Source organism: Serratia sp. (in: enterobacteria) (assembly GCF_051654945.1).
Taxonomy (GTDB): domain Bacteria; phylum Pseudomonadota; class Gammaproteobacteria; order Enterobacterales; family Enterobacteriaceae; genus Chania.
Window position 1 is genome coordinate 344116 of record NZ_JBOFZA010000091.1, and the last position, 14960, is coordinate 359075.

The 14960-nt window shown below is 56.4% G+C and carries 15 protein-coding genes; 6 read left to right on the forward strand and 9 right to left on the reverse strand.

Going from position 1 to position 14960, the window contains the following annotated elements:
• Positions 1-3 precede the first annotated feature (3 nt).
• Entirely contained in the window at positions 4-429 is a 426-nt protein-coding gene (locus ACRDCA_RS22360) for a DUF1249 family protein (protein ID WP_021179514.1), read from the reverse strand.
• Positions 430-1062: an ADP-ribose diphosphatase gene (gene nudF, locus ACRDCA_RS22365; RefSeq protein WP_438691487.1), complete on the reverse strand. Its 633-nt coding sequence runs from the start codon at positions 1060-1062 to the stop codon at positions 430-432. It abuts the gene before it with no gap.
• Between the two features lie 283 nt (positions 1063-1345).
• On the opposite strand from nudF, the gene tolC reads away from it, so the two are divergent.
• A complete protein-coding gene (tolC, locus tag ACRDCA_RS22370; protein WP_438691488.1) occupies positions 1346-2755 on the forward strand; it encodes an outer membrane channel protein TolC in 1410 nt (469 codons plus the stop codon).
• 156 nt (positions 2756-2911) lie between these two features.
• The gene (gene dhaR, locus ACRDCA_RS22375; RefSeq protein WP_438691489.1) at positions 2912-4861 is read left to right on the forward strand and encodes a dihydroxyacetone kinase operon transcriptional regulator DhaR; all 1950 of its coding nucleotides are present in this window, start codon (positions 2912-2914) and stop codon (positions 4859-4861) included.
• On the opposite strand, the gene dhaM is transcribed toward dhaR, so the two are convergent.
• From dhaM to ACRDCA_RS22395, 4 genes are read right to left on the reverse strand one after another with little or no spacing between them, the layout of a single operon-like run.
• Positions 4858-6288, reverse strand: coding sequence for a dihydroxyacetone kinase phosphoryl donor subunit DhaM (gene dhaM / locus ACRDCA_RS22380; protein ID WP_438691490.1), 1431 nt, complete (start codon positions 6286-6288; stop codon positions 4858-4860). The genes dhaR and dhaM overlap by 4 nt on opposite strands.
• The gene (dhaL, locus tag ACRDCA_RS22385) at positions 6285-6923 is read right to left on the reverse strand and encodes a dihydroxyacetone kinase subunit DhaL (RefSeq protein WP_438691491.1); all 639 of its coding nucleotides are present in this window, start codon (positions 6921-6923) and stop codon (positions 6285-6287) included. The genes dhaM and dhaL overlap by 4 nt, the downstream gene beginning before the upstream one ends.
• A 9-nt stretch (positions 6924-6932) precedes the next feature.
• A complete protein-coding gene (gene dhaK / locus ACRDCA_RS22390) occupies positions 6933-8000 on the reverse strand; it encodes a dihydroxyacetone kinase subunit DhaK (RefSeq protein ID WP_438691492.1) in 1068 nt (355 codons plus the stop codon).
• 50 nt (positions 8001-8050) lie between these two features.
• Positions 8051-9151: a glycerol dehydrogenase gene (locus ACRDCA_RS22395; RefSeq protein ID WP_438691493.1), complete on the reverse strand. Its 1101-nt coding sequence runs from the start codon at positions 9149-9151 to the stop codon at positions 8051-8053.
• A gap of 338 nt (positions 9152-9489) precedes the next feature.
• On the opposite strand from ACRDCA_RS22395, the gene ACRDCA_RS22400 reads away from it, so the two are divergent.
• From ACRDCA_RS22400 to ACRDCA_RS22415, 4 genes are all read left to right on the forward strand, one after another.
• Positions 9490-10146, forward strand: coding sequence for a DUF1190 family protein (locus ACRDCA_RS22400; RefSeq protein ID WP_438691494.1), 657 nt, complete (start codon positions 9490-9492; stop codon positions 10144-10146).
• A gap of 3 nt (positions 10147-10149) precedes the next feature.
• Complete coding sequence (locus ACRDCA_RS22405) at positions 10150-11310, forward strand: glutathionylspermidine synthase family protein (protein ID WP_438691495.1); 1161 nt, start codon at positions 10150-10152, stop codon at positions 11308-11310.
• A 120-nt stretch (positions 11311-11430) separates the two neighbouring features.
• Positions 11431-11994, forward strand: a complete 564-nt coding sequence (locus tag ACRDCA_RS22410; RefSeq protein WP_438691496.1) for a glucose-6-phosphate isomerase family protein — start codon at positions 11431-11433, stop codon at positions 11992-11994.
• Positions 11987-12769 carry a glucose-6-phosphate isomerase family protein gene (locus ACRDCA_RS22415; RefSeq protein ID WP_438691497.1) on the forward strand — a complete coding sequence of 261 codons (783 nt, stop codon included), beginning with the start codon at positions 11987-11989 and terminating at the stop codon, positions 12767-12769. The genes ACRDCA_RS22410 and ACRDCA_RS22415 overlap by 8 nt, the downstream gene beginning before the upstream one ends.
• 44 nt (positions 12770-12813) lie before the next feature.
• On the opposite strand, the gene ACRDCA_RS22420 is transcribed toward ACRDCA_RS22415, so the two are convergent.
• From ACRDCA_RS22420 to ACRDCA_RS22430, 3 genes are read right to left on the reverse strand one after another with little or no spacing between them, the layout of a single operon-like run.
• Positions 12814-13635: a PTS system mannose/fructose/sorbose family transporter subunit IID gene (locus ACRDCA_RS22420; RefSeq protein ID WP_025119950.1), complete on the reverse strand. Its 822-nt coding sequence runs from the start codon at positions 13633-13635 to the stop codon at positions 12814-12816.
• Positions 13635-14435 (reverse strand): PTS mannose/fructose/sorbose/N-acetylgalactosamine transporter subunit IIC, encoded by an 801-nt coding sequence (locus ACRDCA_RS22425; protein WP_438691498.1) that lies wholly within the window; start codon positions 14433-14435, stop codon positions 13635-13637. The genes ACRDCA_RS22420 and ACRDCA_RS22425 overlap by 1 nt, the downstream gene beginning before the upstream one ends.
• A 16-nt stretch (positions 14436-14451) precedes the next feature.
• On the reverse strand, positions 14452-14952 hold the full coding sequence (locus ACRDCA_RS22430; protein ID WP_223498499.1) for a PTS system mannose/fructose/N-acetylgalactosamine-transporter subunit IIB: 501 nt from the start codon (positions 14950-14952) through the stop codon (positions 14452-14454).
• Between the last annotated feature and the right edge of the window lie 8 nt (positions 14953-14960).

Consider the following 14960-nt stretch of genomic DNA (forward strand, 5'->3'; position numbering starts at 1 on the left):
TGTCTAACAAGCCGGAACCGCCATTGCTCCATGCGCTAAACAGTAGCGCAACCAATCAGCAAGAAACTGGTTAATTTGATGCTTTTCGTCGCGTTGATGCAACTTTTTGTTCGGATAATCATAACGCGCTTTAAACCGATAGATCTGCTGGCTGGAACACACTTCCGCAACCATCGCGTCGTGGTACAGCCGCACCGTCATCGCAGGCAGACTCCAGTAGCTGACCGCAGGCGCGGTCTGCTCAATCTGCACCAGCGTGGTGTAACGGGTAGATTCAACAATAGTCAGACGATAATGGGCGCCATTCACCTGATAAGTCACGGTTTCATCGACTTCGTCGTTACGCGGCATCAAACGCCGCAATTGCGCGAAGTTGGTTTCACACAATCTCATCATTTCAGGGAAGTCAGGGGTATAGCGCTTTTGCATTTAGTTGGCCCATTCTGCTCTAAGCGATTCATGGTGCAACGCCAGCCACTGCAATGCAATCACTGATGCGGCATTATCAATCGCGCCTTCTTCAACCCAGCGGTAAGCCTGCTCGCGGCTGACCACGTGGACACGGATATCTTCATGTTCTTCGGGCAATCCGTGGATCCCTTCGGCCGTCAGGGCGTCAACCTCGCCGACCATAATCGACAGGCGTTCGCTGGTGCCGCCGGGGCTAGCCAGATAACTCAGCACCGGTTTACAGCGCCCTACCACTACGCCAGCCTCTTCCAACGCTTCGCGGCGGCACACGTCCTCAACGCTTTCTCCCGTCTCGATCATACCTGCAACCATTTCCAGCAGCCAGGGGGATGCTGAACTATCGATGGCCGGAATACGCAACTGCTCCACCAACACCACCTCGTCCCTGACGGGATCATAGGGTAGCAACACCGCCGCATGACCGCGCTCAAAAACCTCGCGAGTCACCTCACCGCTCATCTCACCGTTGAACAAACGATGGCGAAACCGGTAGAGATCGAGTGAAAAAAAACCACGGTATCGCGTCTCTCGTGCAATAATTTCTACATCATTTTTGTCGAAAGTAACGGGTGAAGGTTGCGAGCGGTTCATCTAAGGATTCTCCTGTGTGATTGTGCCGGTAAAATAAAGGGATTTGATGACAGAAACGGCGGGGTTATCTTCACCCGCTTTGTGTTAGATTGTGAACCATGATATCAGGTAGCGCCGATGCGAATAGACAAGTGTAAGTCAACGTAACGTCTACAAAGTTAAAAGTTCTGTGAGATGGCACATTAAGCCACCTTCAGCGATCGGCAGACTCTGCTAGAATTGGCAACTATTCGTCTATCGTCAGCGCTAACATAGCAATATTGCTGCACAACAAGGAATGCAAATGAAGAAACTGCTCCCCCTTCTTATTGGTCTGAGCCTCGCAGGCTTCAGTACCATGAGCCAGGCAGAGAACCTGTTGCAGGTTTACAAACAGGCCAGGGAAAGTAACCCGGATCTGCGTAAAACCGCTGCTGACCGTGATGCGGCGTTTGAAAAAATCAACGAAGCACGCAGCCCGTTGCTGCCACAGCTTGGCTTGTCTGCCGGTTATACCTATAACAACGGCTTTCGCGATGCCAACAACTCCAACAGCAACGTGACCCAAGGTTCATTAGGCCTGACCCAGACCATCTTTGACATGTCCAAATGGCGTGCGCTGACGTTGCAGGAAAAAGCAGCCGGGATCACCGACGTTACCTTCCAGACTTCATCACAGCAGTTGATCCTGGATACGGCAACCGCCTATTTCAACGTATTGCAGGCGATCGATGCCCTGTCCTACACCCAGGCCAATAAACAGGCGGTTTACCGCACCTTGGATCAGACCACCCAGCGCTTTAACGTGGGCCTGGTAGCGATTACCGACGTGCAGAACGCCCGTGCCAACTACGATACCGTGCTGGCCAACGAAGTGACCGCCCGTAACAACCTGGATAACGCGGTGGAAGTATTGCGCCAGATCACCGGCACCTTCTACCCGGAACTGGCCTCGTTGGATACCAACAAATTCAGCACCAAGCGCCCGGAAGCCGTCAACAATCTGTTGAAAGAAGCGGAAAGCCGTAACCTGAGCCTGTTGTCTGCCCGCCTGAGCCAGGATCTGGCCCGTGAGCAGATCAAATCGGCACAAACCGGCTATATGCCAACCGTCGATCTGAACGCTTCTTCCAGCGTCAGCAATAACAGATATAGCGGTTCTGCACGTACTTCAGACAATAGAGATATTGGCCAGAATCAGATCGGCGTCAGTGTGAGTGTGCCGCTATACAACGGCGGCATCACCAATTCTCAGGTACAACAGGCGCAGTACAACTTCGTCGGTGCCAGCGAGCAGTTGGAAAGTGCTCACCGCAGCGTAGTGCAAACCGTGCGCTCCTCCTTCAACAACGTTTCTGCCTCCATCAGCAGCATCAGCGCTTATAAACAAGCGGTGATCTCTGCTCAGAGTTCTTTGGATGCCACCGAAGCCGGTTATGAAGTCGGTACTCGTACCATCGTCGACGTGCTGGATGCGACAACCACGCTGTATAACGCCAAGCAACAGCTTTCCAATGCGCGTTATTCTTACCTGATCAACCAGTTGAACATCAAATCGGCGCTCGGTACGCTGAACGAAAACGATCTGATGATGCTGAACGGATCCTTGGGTAAACCGATCTCCACTGCGCCAGACGTGGTTGCGCCACCAACCTCGGCACAAGATGCCTATGTTGACGGTTCCAGCACCACCCGGCCAACGGCCAGCAGATAACCTGCTGCGACAGCTTAAAGCAACGGAATAACGGAGCCAGGCATTTGCCGCGCTCCGTTTTTTTAGCCGCTAATCCGACTTCTGCCCACCATCTCACAGCCTCCCTAGGGGTTAATGTTATGATTAGCGCCATATTTATCTGCTGAACGGGCTCTGATGGATAACGCTTCACTCTGGCAACGGTTGATCACCGAAGGCGTATTACCGCCACAGTTGCGCCCCTCCCCGGCCATTTATGCCTCCTGGCTGCGTTGCAGCCACCTGATGCAACCCGGCGTGTGGAAAGCCCCACACCGCGCCCTCGGCACCACTTTTAACTCTATCTGCCAACGTAAGAATGATTTTATTACGCTGGGACAGGCGGCGTTGGAGGATGCCTGGGAATATATGGAACAGCGCCACTGCGTGCTGCTGATCCTCGATGAAAGCGGCTGCACGCTGTGGCAATGCGGCGACAAGTCGACCATTGAACAGTTGCTCAAGCTGGGCTTTGCACCCGGCGCTTATTGGGCTGAAGGCGATATCGGCACCAATGCCCCTTCTCTGGCCGCATCGGAAGGCCACCCGGTACAGATCCACGGCGATGAACACGTACGCCAGGCGCTGCATGGCTGGTCATTTTGCGCCGCACCGGTGCATGATCATAGCGGCCGTCAGCGCGGGATGCTGGCTTTGGGCTGCCAGTTGGCCGATTGCAACGCGGGCGATCTCTCGCTGATCCTGGCGATCGCCCGGGAGATCGGTAATGCCCTGAACGCCGATGGCCTGCTGGCCGAATCCAATCGCCATCTCAACCAGCTCAACGGATTGTTGGACAGCGTAGACGACGGCGTCATGGCCTGGGATCATCGGGGTTACCTGCAATATATCAACCCACGCGCCGCCGCCATGCTGAAGCTGCACGAACAGCAAAGCCAGGGCAAACCGCTGGCACAGCTGTTGACGCTACCGGCGTTGCTTAACCGCGCCATCAATCAACGCCAGCCGTTACAGCATGTAGAAGTTACCTTTGAAAGCCAGGGCCAGTTTATCGCCACGCTGCTCACCCTCAAACCGATCCTGGACGGTGAACACTGTAGCTTTATCGCTTTGCTGCATCCTCTGGAAAGGCTGCATCAGTACGTCAGCAGCCAGATTGGCCGGGTCAGCCATACCTTTGAACAGATGCCTTCGGGAACCCAGGAAATGCGCCGCCTGATCCGCTATGGCCAGCAGGCAGCGAAAGGCCATCACCCGATTTTGCTGTGCGGTGAAGAAGGGGTGGGGAAAGAGCTGGTCAGCCAAGCCATCCATAATGCCAGCGAGCGCGCCGCCGGGCCTTATATCGCCTTGAATTGCCAGTTGTTACCCGAGGCGCAAGGGTTAAGGGAACTGCTGGGCAGCGATGCCAATGAAGATGAGGCGGGCCAGCTCAGCAAGTTTGAACTGGCTAACGGCGGCACGCTATATCTTGAGCAGGTCGAATACCTACCGCTGGCTATGCAGTCCGCCCTACTGCAGGTGCTAAAAACCGGCGTGGTGATGCGCATGAATTCCAGCCGCGTGATCCCGGTAAACGTACGGGTGATCGCTACCAGCGCCGCCAATCTGGCGCTATTGGTACAACAGAACCGTTTCCGCCGTCAGCTGTTTTATAGCCTGCAAGCCTTCGAGATCCAAATTCCGCCGCTACGCCAGCGTCTGAGCGATATCCCTTTGCTGGTCCAGCACCATCTGCGTGCCCTGGAACAACACTTCCAGTGCCGCTTCCGGGTGGATAATGAGGCGATGACCCAGCTTGGCCTCTACCTGTGGCCGGGTAACGATCTGGAGCTGAAAGGAGTCATAGAACGTGCCGCGATGATTTGCCACGGCCATCATATCCAACTGGCCGATCTGCCCGCTCACCTGCTCAGCCATCAGCCGTTAGTGGAAAGCGACACTCAGCCAGCCATGCCGCTGCTGACGTTGGCAGAAATGGAGCGACAGGCGATCATCCGCGTGGCCAACGTCAGCCACGGCCAGCTTAATGAGATGGCGCAGCTGTTAGGCATCAGCCGCACCACCTTATGGCGTAAGATCAAACTGTTGCAGATTGATATCAGCCAATTCAAACTTCGGGCTTAATGACTGAGCTGCAAGGTACCGCGCGCCGCATCCAGCATCGCTTTCTGGCCGTTGCGGGTCTTGCTCAAGCATTCGCTCATGCCTACCACCATCGGGATCCCCATCGCTTTGGCCAGGATCGCAGTGTGAGACAAAGCGTTACCGCCACTCAGGCAAATACCCAGCACCATACGGCGGTCGAGCATTACGACGTCGGAAGGCATCAACTCATCCATAACCAGGATCGCTGGCTCATCAAGCACGATCGCCGGGATAGGCTGCCCTGCCAGATGGCTCAGCGTGCGGCGCAGCATGTCACGCACGTCCAGTTCACGCGCCTGTAAATACTCATCATCCAGCGCCCGATAATCGGCGGCAATCTGCTCCAGCTCCAACCGCCACGCCTGTTCCGCGCTGCATTGCTGCTGGGCGATACGGGTGAAGGCGGCCTGTTGCAGATCGGGATCGTCCAACAGCATGCTGTGCGCCCCAAAGATCGCCGCCTGCGGTTTGCCGATCAGGGTACCGGTGCGATCCGCCAGCTTGTTCAGGTCGTTGAGCGTTTGCTGCAATGCGATGCGCAGGCGCTGCTGCTCATCGAGCACGTCATCGGCCCCAAGTTGGCGCTCGGCCGTTTGCGGCCAGAAGTTCAACACCTGGTATACCGGGCCGCTACTGATGCTTTCCTCCACTGGAATACCGTGCAGCGAAGGCAGTTGCTGCTCAGACACGGTTTCACCAAAATGCTGCTCCGCCAACGCCTTGAAAGCTGCCAACGCCTGATCGGCCTGGGCACCATCGGCAATCAGGCGGATGGTGTCGCCGTGGCGAACCTGCAACAGCGCCAGCTGATTCAGGCTGCGCGGGTTGGCACACTGGCCGTGTTTTTCCAGCACCAGTTCAGCCTCAAAGGGAGCCAGAGCCTCTGCCAAACGCGCCGCCGGGCGAGCGTGCAGCCCGTGCGGATTTTGTACCGTCCAGCTCAGGCTTTTACCCTGGCTCAACGGTAGATTCAGGGGTTTGCTGACAGACACCTCCTCGCCAAGCTGGGCCTGCTTGGCCTGCAACGCCCCTTTCGCCTCCGCCAGCACCTGTTCCAGGCTGCCACCCGCGTTAGCCGCCACGACCGCCGCCAACGTGCCTTCAACCAATGGTGCCGCACACAGCACCACCTTGGCCGCCACTTCTGGGTCGAGCAGCTCAAGCGCGGTTTCCGCACTCAATAAAGCGCTGCCGAGATCCATCAGCACCACGATCCCCGTCCCATCGGATACGGACTCGATCGCTTCCATCACTTTCACCGCATCGGTGCCAATCGGGTGTAATTCATCATCCACCCCCGCCGCCAGCACCAGTTTGCAACCTTCCCCACGCATCATCTGGCGGGCCAGTTGTTCAACACCCTGCGCCAATTGCGCACTGTGCGAAACCACCACGATATTGATCATCCCGCCTCCTCGACCACCTGGGCCAGCGTTTGCATCATCAGCATCACAGAGGTTGCCCCCGGATCCTGGTGGCCGATACTGCGTTCGCCCAGATAGCTGGCGCGCCCTTTGCGGGCCTGCATTACGATGGTGGCCTGTGCAGCCTGCTCTGCCCGAGCAGCGGCCTGTTGCAGCGCCTGAGTCACGCTGAGCTGCTGCTGTAGCGACTCGCCCAGGCTGGCGACCACCGGTCCCCAGACATCACACATGGTTTTATCGCCCGGCTCAGCCTTGCCGCGCATCGCTACGCCTTCCGCCCCTTCCTGCATCACCTGCTGCAACTCCGCCAGATCCAGGCTCTGCTTGGCGTTGGCCGCCTGAGCCGCACGGATGAAGAAGGTGCCAAACAATGGACCACTGGCACCGCCTACGCTGGAAAGCAACGTCATGCCAGTGTTCTTGAGAATAAAACCGATATCCTTATCCGCCACCGAGGGCAGCTTTTCCACCACCTTGTTAAAGCCACGATTCATATTCAGGCCGTGGTCGCCATCGCCAATATCGCTATCCAGTTGAGTCAGGAAATCACGTTCGCGGGTAAATACCTCACCACAACGCATCAACCACTCAACGACCTGCTGTTTGCCTAATGTCATGTTTCCTCCTCAAGCCCAGCGCAGCGCTGGCGTGTTCACCGGCGCATCCCACAGCGATAACAATTCGTCATCCACTTGCAGCAAAGTGATGGAAATCCCCTGCATATCCAATGCGGTACAATATGACCCCACCAGATTACGTTCGATCACGATCCCGGCTGCGGCGCAACGCTGTGCTAAACGGTGATACACCCCGTACAGTTCGGAAAGCGGCGTGGCCCCCAGGTTGTTGACCAGTGCAATCACCCGATCGCCCTGCGCCAAGGCCCGCTTGCTCTGGATCTCTTCACGCCATTCTCCCTGCTGGCGATCCCAAACGCGGATTGTACGCTGATAATCACCGTGGTCGATCAGGGTAGCAAACATGTCATCCACCGTTTGATCGAGGGTGGTGAACGTCCGTCGTTCGATCCCCGGTTCACCGTGAATGCCAACGCCGAACTCCATCTCGTTTTCTGCCAGGGTAAACGATGGCTTACCTGCCGCAGGCACGGTGCAAGCGCCTAGAGCGATCCCCAGCGAGTGACCCTGGTTGTTGATTTTGTGCCCCAGCGTCACCAGTGCGTCCAGGTCGTCACCCCGTACCGCCGCCGCGCCGAGCAGTTTCTCCATCAGTACCGTGTTGGCAACGCCACGTCGGCCAGCGGTAAACAGGCTGTCTTTAACCGCCACATCATCATCCACCAGCACCGTGGCCACCGATACGCCGCTGTCATGCAGCAATTCGGTCGCCGTTTCAAAATTCAGGATGTCACCGGTGTAGTTCTTGATGATCAGCAACACCCCGGCACCGCCGTCGATGGCCTGGCCGCAGTCATACATTTTATCCGGCGTCGGCGAAGTGAAAATTTCCCCCGGGCAGGCACCGTCCAGCATTCCTTCACCAACAAAACCGCAGTGCATCGGCTCATGGCCGCTACCACCGCCTGACAGGATCGCCACTTTGCCAGGGACCGGCCCCGCTGTACGGGTCACAAACACGGGATCCTGATGCACCTGCAACTCCGGATGAGCGGCGGCCATGCCGAGTAACTGTTCGTTAAGCACCGAATCGACCTGATTGATTAGCTTTTTCACAATGAATTCCTCTGTAGGGAACAGCGGGCGCGTTAACCGCGCCCGATGATTTATGCTCGTTGCAACCAGGCGCTACCCAGCTTGTCTGCCGTCAGGATGGCCGCCAGTACGCTTTCCGGTGTCACGCTAAATGGCATGTTGTGAATGGTTTCACCCTTGGCACAGCTGGCCTCTGCCACTTTACTGATTTTCTCTGTCAGTTCGCCGGTGATGCCCATCTGCGCCAGGGTGATCGGCAGCCCGACCTGCTGACAGAAGTTCAGTACCGTTTCAATCTGCGCCATTGGGCTGTTTTGCAGCACCAGTTGCGACAGGGTACCGAACGCCACTTTTTCCCCGTGATACAGATGATGGCACTCTTCCAGCACGGTAAAGCCGTTGTGAATGGCGTGCGCCGCCGCCAGGCCGCTGCTTTCAAAACCGATACCGCTCAGATAGGTATTGGCCTCGATGATGCGTTCCACCGCTTCAGTGACCACCCCAGACTCTGCCGCCAGCTTGGCCTTAACGCCTTCAGCCAACAGCGTTTCATAGCACAGACGCGCCAGATTGAGCGCCGCCAGCGTGGATTTGCCTCCTGCCATGCTGGTGGCCTGAGCATCGAAACAGGCCTGAGCCTCAAAGTAAGTGGAGAGCGCGTCGCCCATGCCCGCGACCAACAGACGGACCGGCGCTTTGGCGATAATGGCGCTATCCATCACCACCATATTCGGGTTGGAGGGGTAGATCAGGTATTCTTCGAACTCACCGCTTTCGCTGTAGATCACCGACAACGCGCTGGTCGGCGCATCCGTCGAAGCAATGGTCGGCATCAATACCACCGGCACATGCTGGTAATAGGCAATTGCCTTGGCGGTATCCAACGTTTTACCGCCGCCGATACCGATCACCCCTTTGCAGCCGTGGTTTTTCAACTCCTGGCCAAGACGATCGATTTCCTTGTGGCAGCATTCGCCATTGAAGGTGCAGGCATGATATTTCACCCCGTGCTGATGCAGGCTGCCCATCACCGTATCGCCCGTCAGTTTCATGACGAAGTCATCGGCGATCACAAAGTAATGGTCGGCAAGGGCCTTGGCGTATTCGCCAACGGAAGCCAACGCATTGGCTCCCTGGATGTATTTGCTGGGGGATTGGATGATTCTCAACATAACTGACTCCTTGTAGGGACGTTAACAGGTAACGTTCAGATTTCAGATGTAGGTATCGACGCATTGTTCTGTTGCTGACTATACGGCTTGCGCTCAGGTTGGCGAGCAAGGAAAAAAACGTTACATAATGGAACATAGCTTCAGGCAAAACGTTCCATTATGTAACGCTTTTGCTGCGGTTATGCGCCGTAAAGCGAACTGGCGCACACCCTAACGTATAAGTGCGTAAAGAGTGGGCTCTACGGGCATTTCAGCTTTAATTTTGAGCATCTTTCCCCTATCCTATCGAGCACTACTGGGCAAGGGCGATTACAGCCCGCATGATGGGATAAATATCGATGAAACGGACCAAAAACATCAACAAAGACACCTTCCGCAAATCCTGGCGCAGCTACCGTGTTGCACCCGTGGCTTTGGCGATCAGCGCAGTATTTATGCTGGCCGGCTGCGAACAGGCGGATGAGACGGTGTCTCTGTATAAAAATGCCGACGATTGTTCAACCTCCAACCCGTCGATGAGCGAGCAGTGCACCACCGCGTACAACAACGCGCTGAAAGAAGCGGAAAAAACCGCGCCTAAATATGCCACTCGCGAAGACTGCGTCGCCGAATTCGGGGACGCACAATGTACTCAGGCTCCAGCACAGGCTGGCATGGCCGCAGAATCACAAAGCAGTGGCAGCATGTGGATGCCGCTGATGGCCGGCTACATGATGGGCCGTATGATGGGCGGCGGGGGCTATGCACAACAACCGCTGTTCAGCTCTAAAAATGCCGCCAGCCCGGCAAACGGCAAGTTTGTTGATGCTTCCGGTAAAAGCTACGGCCCGGCAACGGCTGGTGGCCGTTCCATGACGGTACCAAAAACCGCCATGGCCCCCAAACCGGCGGTGACCAATACCGTGACCCGTGGTGGTTTCGGTGAGTCCGTGGCCAAGCAGACCAGCATGCAGCGCAGCAGCGCTACTTCCAGCTCACGTAGCATGGGCGGTTAAGGCATGAAACGCGTTGCGATTAGCGAGCGCCCAGACTGGCGCGAAAAAGCCACCGAGTTTGGATTCCAGTTTCACACCATGTACGGCGAACCCTACTGGTGTGAAGATGCCTATTACCAGTTCACGTTAGCGCAGATCGAAGAGCTGGAAGATGCCACCGCCGAACTGCACCAGATGTGCCTGAAGGTGGTAGAGAAGGTGGTCAACAGCGATCAACTGATGGCCAAATTCTGCATTCCCAAGCACACCTGGGAATTCGTTCGCAGCTCCTGGCGCACTAATCAGCCTTCGCTGTACTCGCGCCTCGATCTGGCCTATGACGGCATCAATCCGCCCAAGCTGCTGGAAAACAACGCCGATACACCAACCTCCCTGTATGAGGCGGCGTTCTTCCAATGGCTGTGGCTGGAAGATCAGATCAACGCTGGCAAGCTGGATCCGGCCTCCGATCAGTACAACAGCCTGCAAGAAAAGCTGATCGAGCGTTTCGCCGATCTGCAAGCCAACCACGGCTTTGGCCTGCTGCATCTGGCCTGCTGTCAGGACAGCGAGGAAGATCGCGGTACGGTGCAATACCTGCAAGACTGCGCGCTGGAAGCTGGCGTGCCGACCGAATTCCTGTTTATGGAAGAGATTGGCCTGGGCGAGAAAGGCCAGTTTACCGACCTGCAAAATCAGGTTATCGGTAACCTGTTCAAGCTTTATCCGTGGGAGTTTATGCTGCGCGAGATGTTCTCCACCAAACTGGAAGACGCTGGCGTCCGCTGGCTGGAACCGGCCTGGAAGAGCATCATCTCCAACAAGGCCTTGCTGCCATTGCTGTGGGAAATGTTCCCGGATCATCCAAACCTGTTGCCAGCCTACTTTGCCGAAGACGATCACCCACCAATGGATCATTACGTCACCAAGCCGCTGTTCTCACGCGAAGGTGCCAACATCCAGATCGTTCAGAACGGCCAGGAAGTGGCGCGCGTAGACGGGCCCTACGGCGAAGAAGGCATGATTGTGCAGCAGTTCCATCAGTTGCCACAGTTTGAGGGTAGCTACACGCTGATCGGTAGCTGGCTGGTTAACGATCAGCCATGCGGCATTGGCCTGCGTGAAGATCGCGAGCTGATCACCCAGGATCTGTCACGCTTCTACCCGCATATCATTCTTGGTTAAAATATAGCTGAGTCTGAGGCGCGAAATTTTCGCGCCTTTTTTATGCGCCATCGCTGGTGATTAATCGATTAACCTCGTATACTCAAAAGCGTCTGTTCTCCTCGGGCGGAGCTACCAGATATGAAATTGACCGCCATTATCCCACCGCAGGTAAATCTGCAGGATGGGCGCTTTACCGCACCTGATGTACAGCATAAATCCACGACCCTGGGCAGCCTGGCGGGGATATTTGCCGATCGTCACGCCTGGCAGGCAATGCCAGCAGAGTTTGCCGTCTACAGCGTAGAAATGCTGCCTTCCCCATCGCAGGAGGGTGAGTTGTTTGTCGGTACTACGCATCTACAGCCGGGTAAAGTGGGTGACGAGTTCTTTATGACTCGCGGCCATTATCACCAGCGCCGTGAACAGGCCGAGTTCTATTTCGGGTTACGCGGCAAGGGCTTGCTGTTGTTGCAACATCAGGATGGCGACTGCATCCTCGAACAGGTATTTCCCGGCAGCGTCCACCATATTCCCTCCTTTACCGCCCATCGCCTGATCAATATCGGTGATGAGGTGCTCTCTGCGCTGGCGGTCTGGCCAACGGTGGCCGGACATGATTACAGCGCCTTGCAGCCACAGGGCTTCAAACTAAGGGTGTTTGCCGACGGCGATAGCTGGAAAGCGGAGGCGCAATATGAGTGACTCCATGTTGCCATTTGGGCTGGACGTGCGTGTGACCCACGATCCAATGGGTTTTGGCTATGGAGACGAGGTGATCGGGCCGCTGCCAGAGATCCGCACCTTGGACCAGATCCGCCCTTCACTACGCGATCCCGAGTGCGACGGCCCAGAGCAGGTGTACGCCATCGTGATGGATGTGGCCAAGCAGCAGCATCTGGCCGAGCTGAAAAAACGCATGTTGCTCTTCGGTATTGTGACCTATGCCAAAGGCCAACTGGGGCGTGAACCGATACGCAGCCAGGGGCATATTCACCGCGTCAGCCAGCACAGCGGCTGGTCGCCACCGGAGCTTTACGAAATCTGGCAGGGTAAAGCGATTATCTATATGCAGGAACGGGTCGAGCGAGATCCGGGCCGCTGCTTCGCGGTCCATGCCGGGCAAGGGGAAAAAGTGTTGGTGCCGCCGGGGTGGGCCCATGCCACCATTTCCGCCGATCCTCATCAACCGTTAACCTTCGCCGCCTGGTGCGATCGCGAATACGGCTTCGAGTACGAGGCGGTACGGGCCCACAAAGGACTGGCCTGGTATCCGTTATTGCAGGGCGATAACATCGTCTGGCAACAAAATCCCCATTATCAATCCGGCAGATTGCACGCCGTAGGGCCACGCCATTACGCTGAATTTGGCCTGAGCGATGAACCGCTTTATACACAGTTTGAAGCCGATCCAGCGCGTTTCCAGTTTATTGCCAAGCCGGGCAGCGTAGCGGAGAAATGGCTGAGGTTTGAGCCTTGATTGAAGATGGGCGCAGCCTTTGGTTGCGCCCAGTAACTAACGAATTAAGAGAATAAACCGCAGGCGACGCCAGCAGCGGCCAGCACCAATAGGCCAAGCATCGCCTTCACCGGTGAAAGCCCACGCTTGGCCATCAGATACCAGGTGGCCAGCACCACGATCAGCGGCATCAGGTTAGGGAAAATGCCGTCCAGCATCTGTTGCAGGTGAATGTTCACCCCATCCTTGGTGATAAACTCCAGGCCGGTCCCCAGCTTGACGTAGCTGGCCGCCACGCCCCCCATCACAAAGACCCCCAGCAGGGAAAGCGCTTCACGCAGGCGGGAGGATTTGCTGCTGACCAGCATCTCCACCGAGCCGGACCCCATGTTGTAGCCCTTCATAAACAGCCAGTAAGAGCCAGGAATGACGATCAGGCTGAAGGCAATAATATAAAACAGCGGCCCAATCACGCTGCCACCCGCGGCCAAGGCCATGCCGATACTCAGCAAGATGGGGATCAACATTCCCGGCAGCATGGAATCACCGATCCCAGCTACTGGCCCCATCAGGCCCACCTTCAAGGTGTTGATGGTTTCACCGTCGATCGGCTCTCCGTTGGCCCGCTTCTCTTCCAGCCCGATCACCATGCCGTTGACGATCGCGCCCAGCTGCGGTTCGGTATTGTAAAATGAGGTGTGGCGGCGGATCGCCTCGATACGCTGTTGCTTGTCCTGATACAGCTTTTTCAGCGCGGGCATCATGCTCAGGCAAAAACCGTACGACTCCAGGCGCTCAAAACTCATCGAAGACAGGTTATACATCATCCAGGCGCGCCAGCAGCGGCGCAGATCCTGCTTATTCAGTTTGGGTGTTGGCGTTTCCATCAGAATTCATCCTCATCATCGGCCTGTGGCCCAGCCTGTACGTTGGCAACCTGCGGCTCTGGCTTATAGTTGTAGTGAATGAGTGCCAGCAGCGCACCGACAATCACCAGCGCCACCATATTCAGCTTGAGGAACACGATGCAGATAAACCCCACCAGGAAGTAAATCAGCATGCTGTAGTTTTTAATGATCTGCTTGAGAAGAATGGCAATCCCCACCGCAGGCAGAATGCCGCCGACCACGTTCATAGTGGTCAGCACCAGCGCGGGTAGGCTGTCCATAAAGGCGTTGATGTAGCGCGCCCCGAAGAATACCGCGATAAAAGTCGGCACAAAGCGCAGCAGGAAGTTGGTCACCTGCGGCCAGATGGCACTGTTGAGATAGATCCCCCGCTCATCGCCCTGCTCTACCGCCACGTCCGCACGGTGATTCCAATAGGAATTGAGCACCATCATGGCGTTGAACAGCACGGTCCCCATGATGCCGATGGTCGCCGCCAGCGCGACTGCCACCTCCGGTCCTTTGCCGGAAAGTATTCCCAACGCAATCGCCGGAAAGGCCACAAAGTTAAGGTCGGCCGGCATCGATCCGCCCGGTGTTACCATGGCGATATACACCGCCTGAACAGCAACACCGATGATGATACCGGTCTGTACATCGCCGAGGATCGCCCCCACCAGCATACCGGACACCAACGGGCGGCTGAGAATATACCAGCCTCCTGTCAGCCCCAGCAGCCAAGGGCTACTCAGCGCGCCGAGATAGCAGAGTATCCCGATAAGCGTCGCTTCAAACCACATAGTTAACTCCTGTCAGTCAGACCTGTTTGAGTTTCTTTTTGGCATCCAACCAGCTGAAATGGCTGGCGTCGGGTACCAGACGGAATTCGATCGCGTGACCACGCTCGCTGAGGAAATCAAAGGCGGCGCTCTCTTCGTGATTTACCGACTGGTTAGGACCAATGGTCACGGTTTGTGCCCGTGCCGACATCGGCCCAACGTTGATCTTCTGGTTACGGTTTTTCAAATCGATACCGGCTTCCAACAGCCTGCGCAGCGTGACGGGCGATTTACCGATCACGAAGTATTGCTTGTCGCTGGCGATCACCTTCGGCAGCTTTTCTATCGCCTGCGCCACGGTGAACAACCAAACTTTGGTATCCTGTACCGCTCCTTTCATCACCGACGACAGCAGCGGATCTGCCGCTACCTCATCGTCGATCGCCACAATCCCGTCGCAGGGCAGTTCCTTCGCCCAGCGGGTCACCAGTTGGCCGTGGATCACCCGATCGTCGATACGTACAAATGAAATCGCCATTGTTTCTC

Coding starts and splice junctions, on each gene's coding strand:
- dhaM (WP_438691490.1), bottom strand. CDS start 6,288: ATGATCAATATCGTGGTGGTTTCGCACAGTGCGCAATTGGCGCAGGGT.
- ACRDCA_RS22395 (WP_438691493.1), bottom strand. CDS start 9,151: ATGTTGAGAATCATCCAATCCCCCAGCAAATACATCCAGGGAGCCAAT.
- dhaL (WP_438691491.1), bottom strand. CDS start 6,923: ATGACATTAGGCAAACAGCAGGTCGTTGAGTGGTTGATGCGTTGTGGT.
- ACRDCA_RS22405 (WP_438691495.1), top strand. CDS start 10,150: ATGAAACGCGTTGCGATTAGCGAGCGCCCAGACTGGCGCGAAAAAGCC.
- nudF (WP_438691487.1), bottom strand. CDS start 1,062: ATGAACCGCTCGCAACCTTCACCCGTTACTTTCGACAAAAATGATGTA.
- ACRDCA_RS22415 (WP_438691497.1), top strand. CDS start 11,987: ATGAGTGACTCCATGTTGCCATTTGGGCTGGACGTGCGTGTGACCCAC.
- dhaR (WP_438691489.1), top strand. CDS start 2,912: ATGGATAACGCTTCACTCTGGCAACGGTTGATCACCGAAGGCGTATTA.
- ACRDCA_RS22430 (WP_223498499.1), bottom strand. CDS start 14,952: ATGGCGATTTCATTTGTACGTATCGACGATCGGGTGATCCACGGCCAA.
- tolC (WP_438691488.1), top strand. CDS start 1,346: ATGAAGAAACTGCTCCCCCTTCTTATTGGTCTGAGCCTCGCAGGCTTC.
- ACRDCA_RS22425 (WP_438691498.1), bottom strand. CDS start 14,435: ATGTGGTTTGAAGCGACGCTTATCGGGATACTCTGCTATCTCGGCGCG.
- ACRDCA_RS22410 (WP_438691496.1), top strand. CDS start 11,431: ATGAAATTGACCGCCATTATCCCACCGCAGGTAAATCTGCAGGATGGG.
- ACRDCA_RS22400 (WP_438691494.1), top strand. CDS start 9,490: ATGAAACGGACCAAAAACATCAACAAAGACACCTTCCGCAAATCCTGG.
- ACRDCA_RS22420 (WP_025119950.1), bottom strand. CDS start 13,635: ATGGAAACGCCAACACCCAAACTGAATAAGCAGGATCTGCGCCGCTGC.
- ACRDCA_RS22360 (WP_021179514.1), bottom strand. CDS start 429: ATGCAAAAGCGCTATACCCCTGACTTCCCTGAAATGATGAGATTGTGT.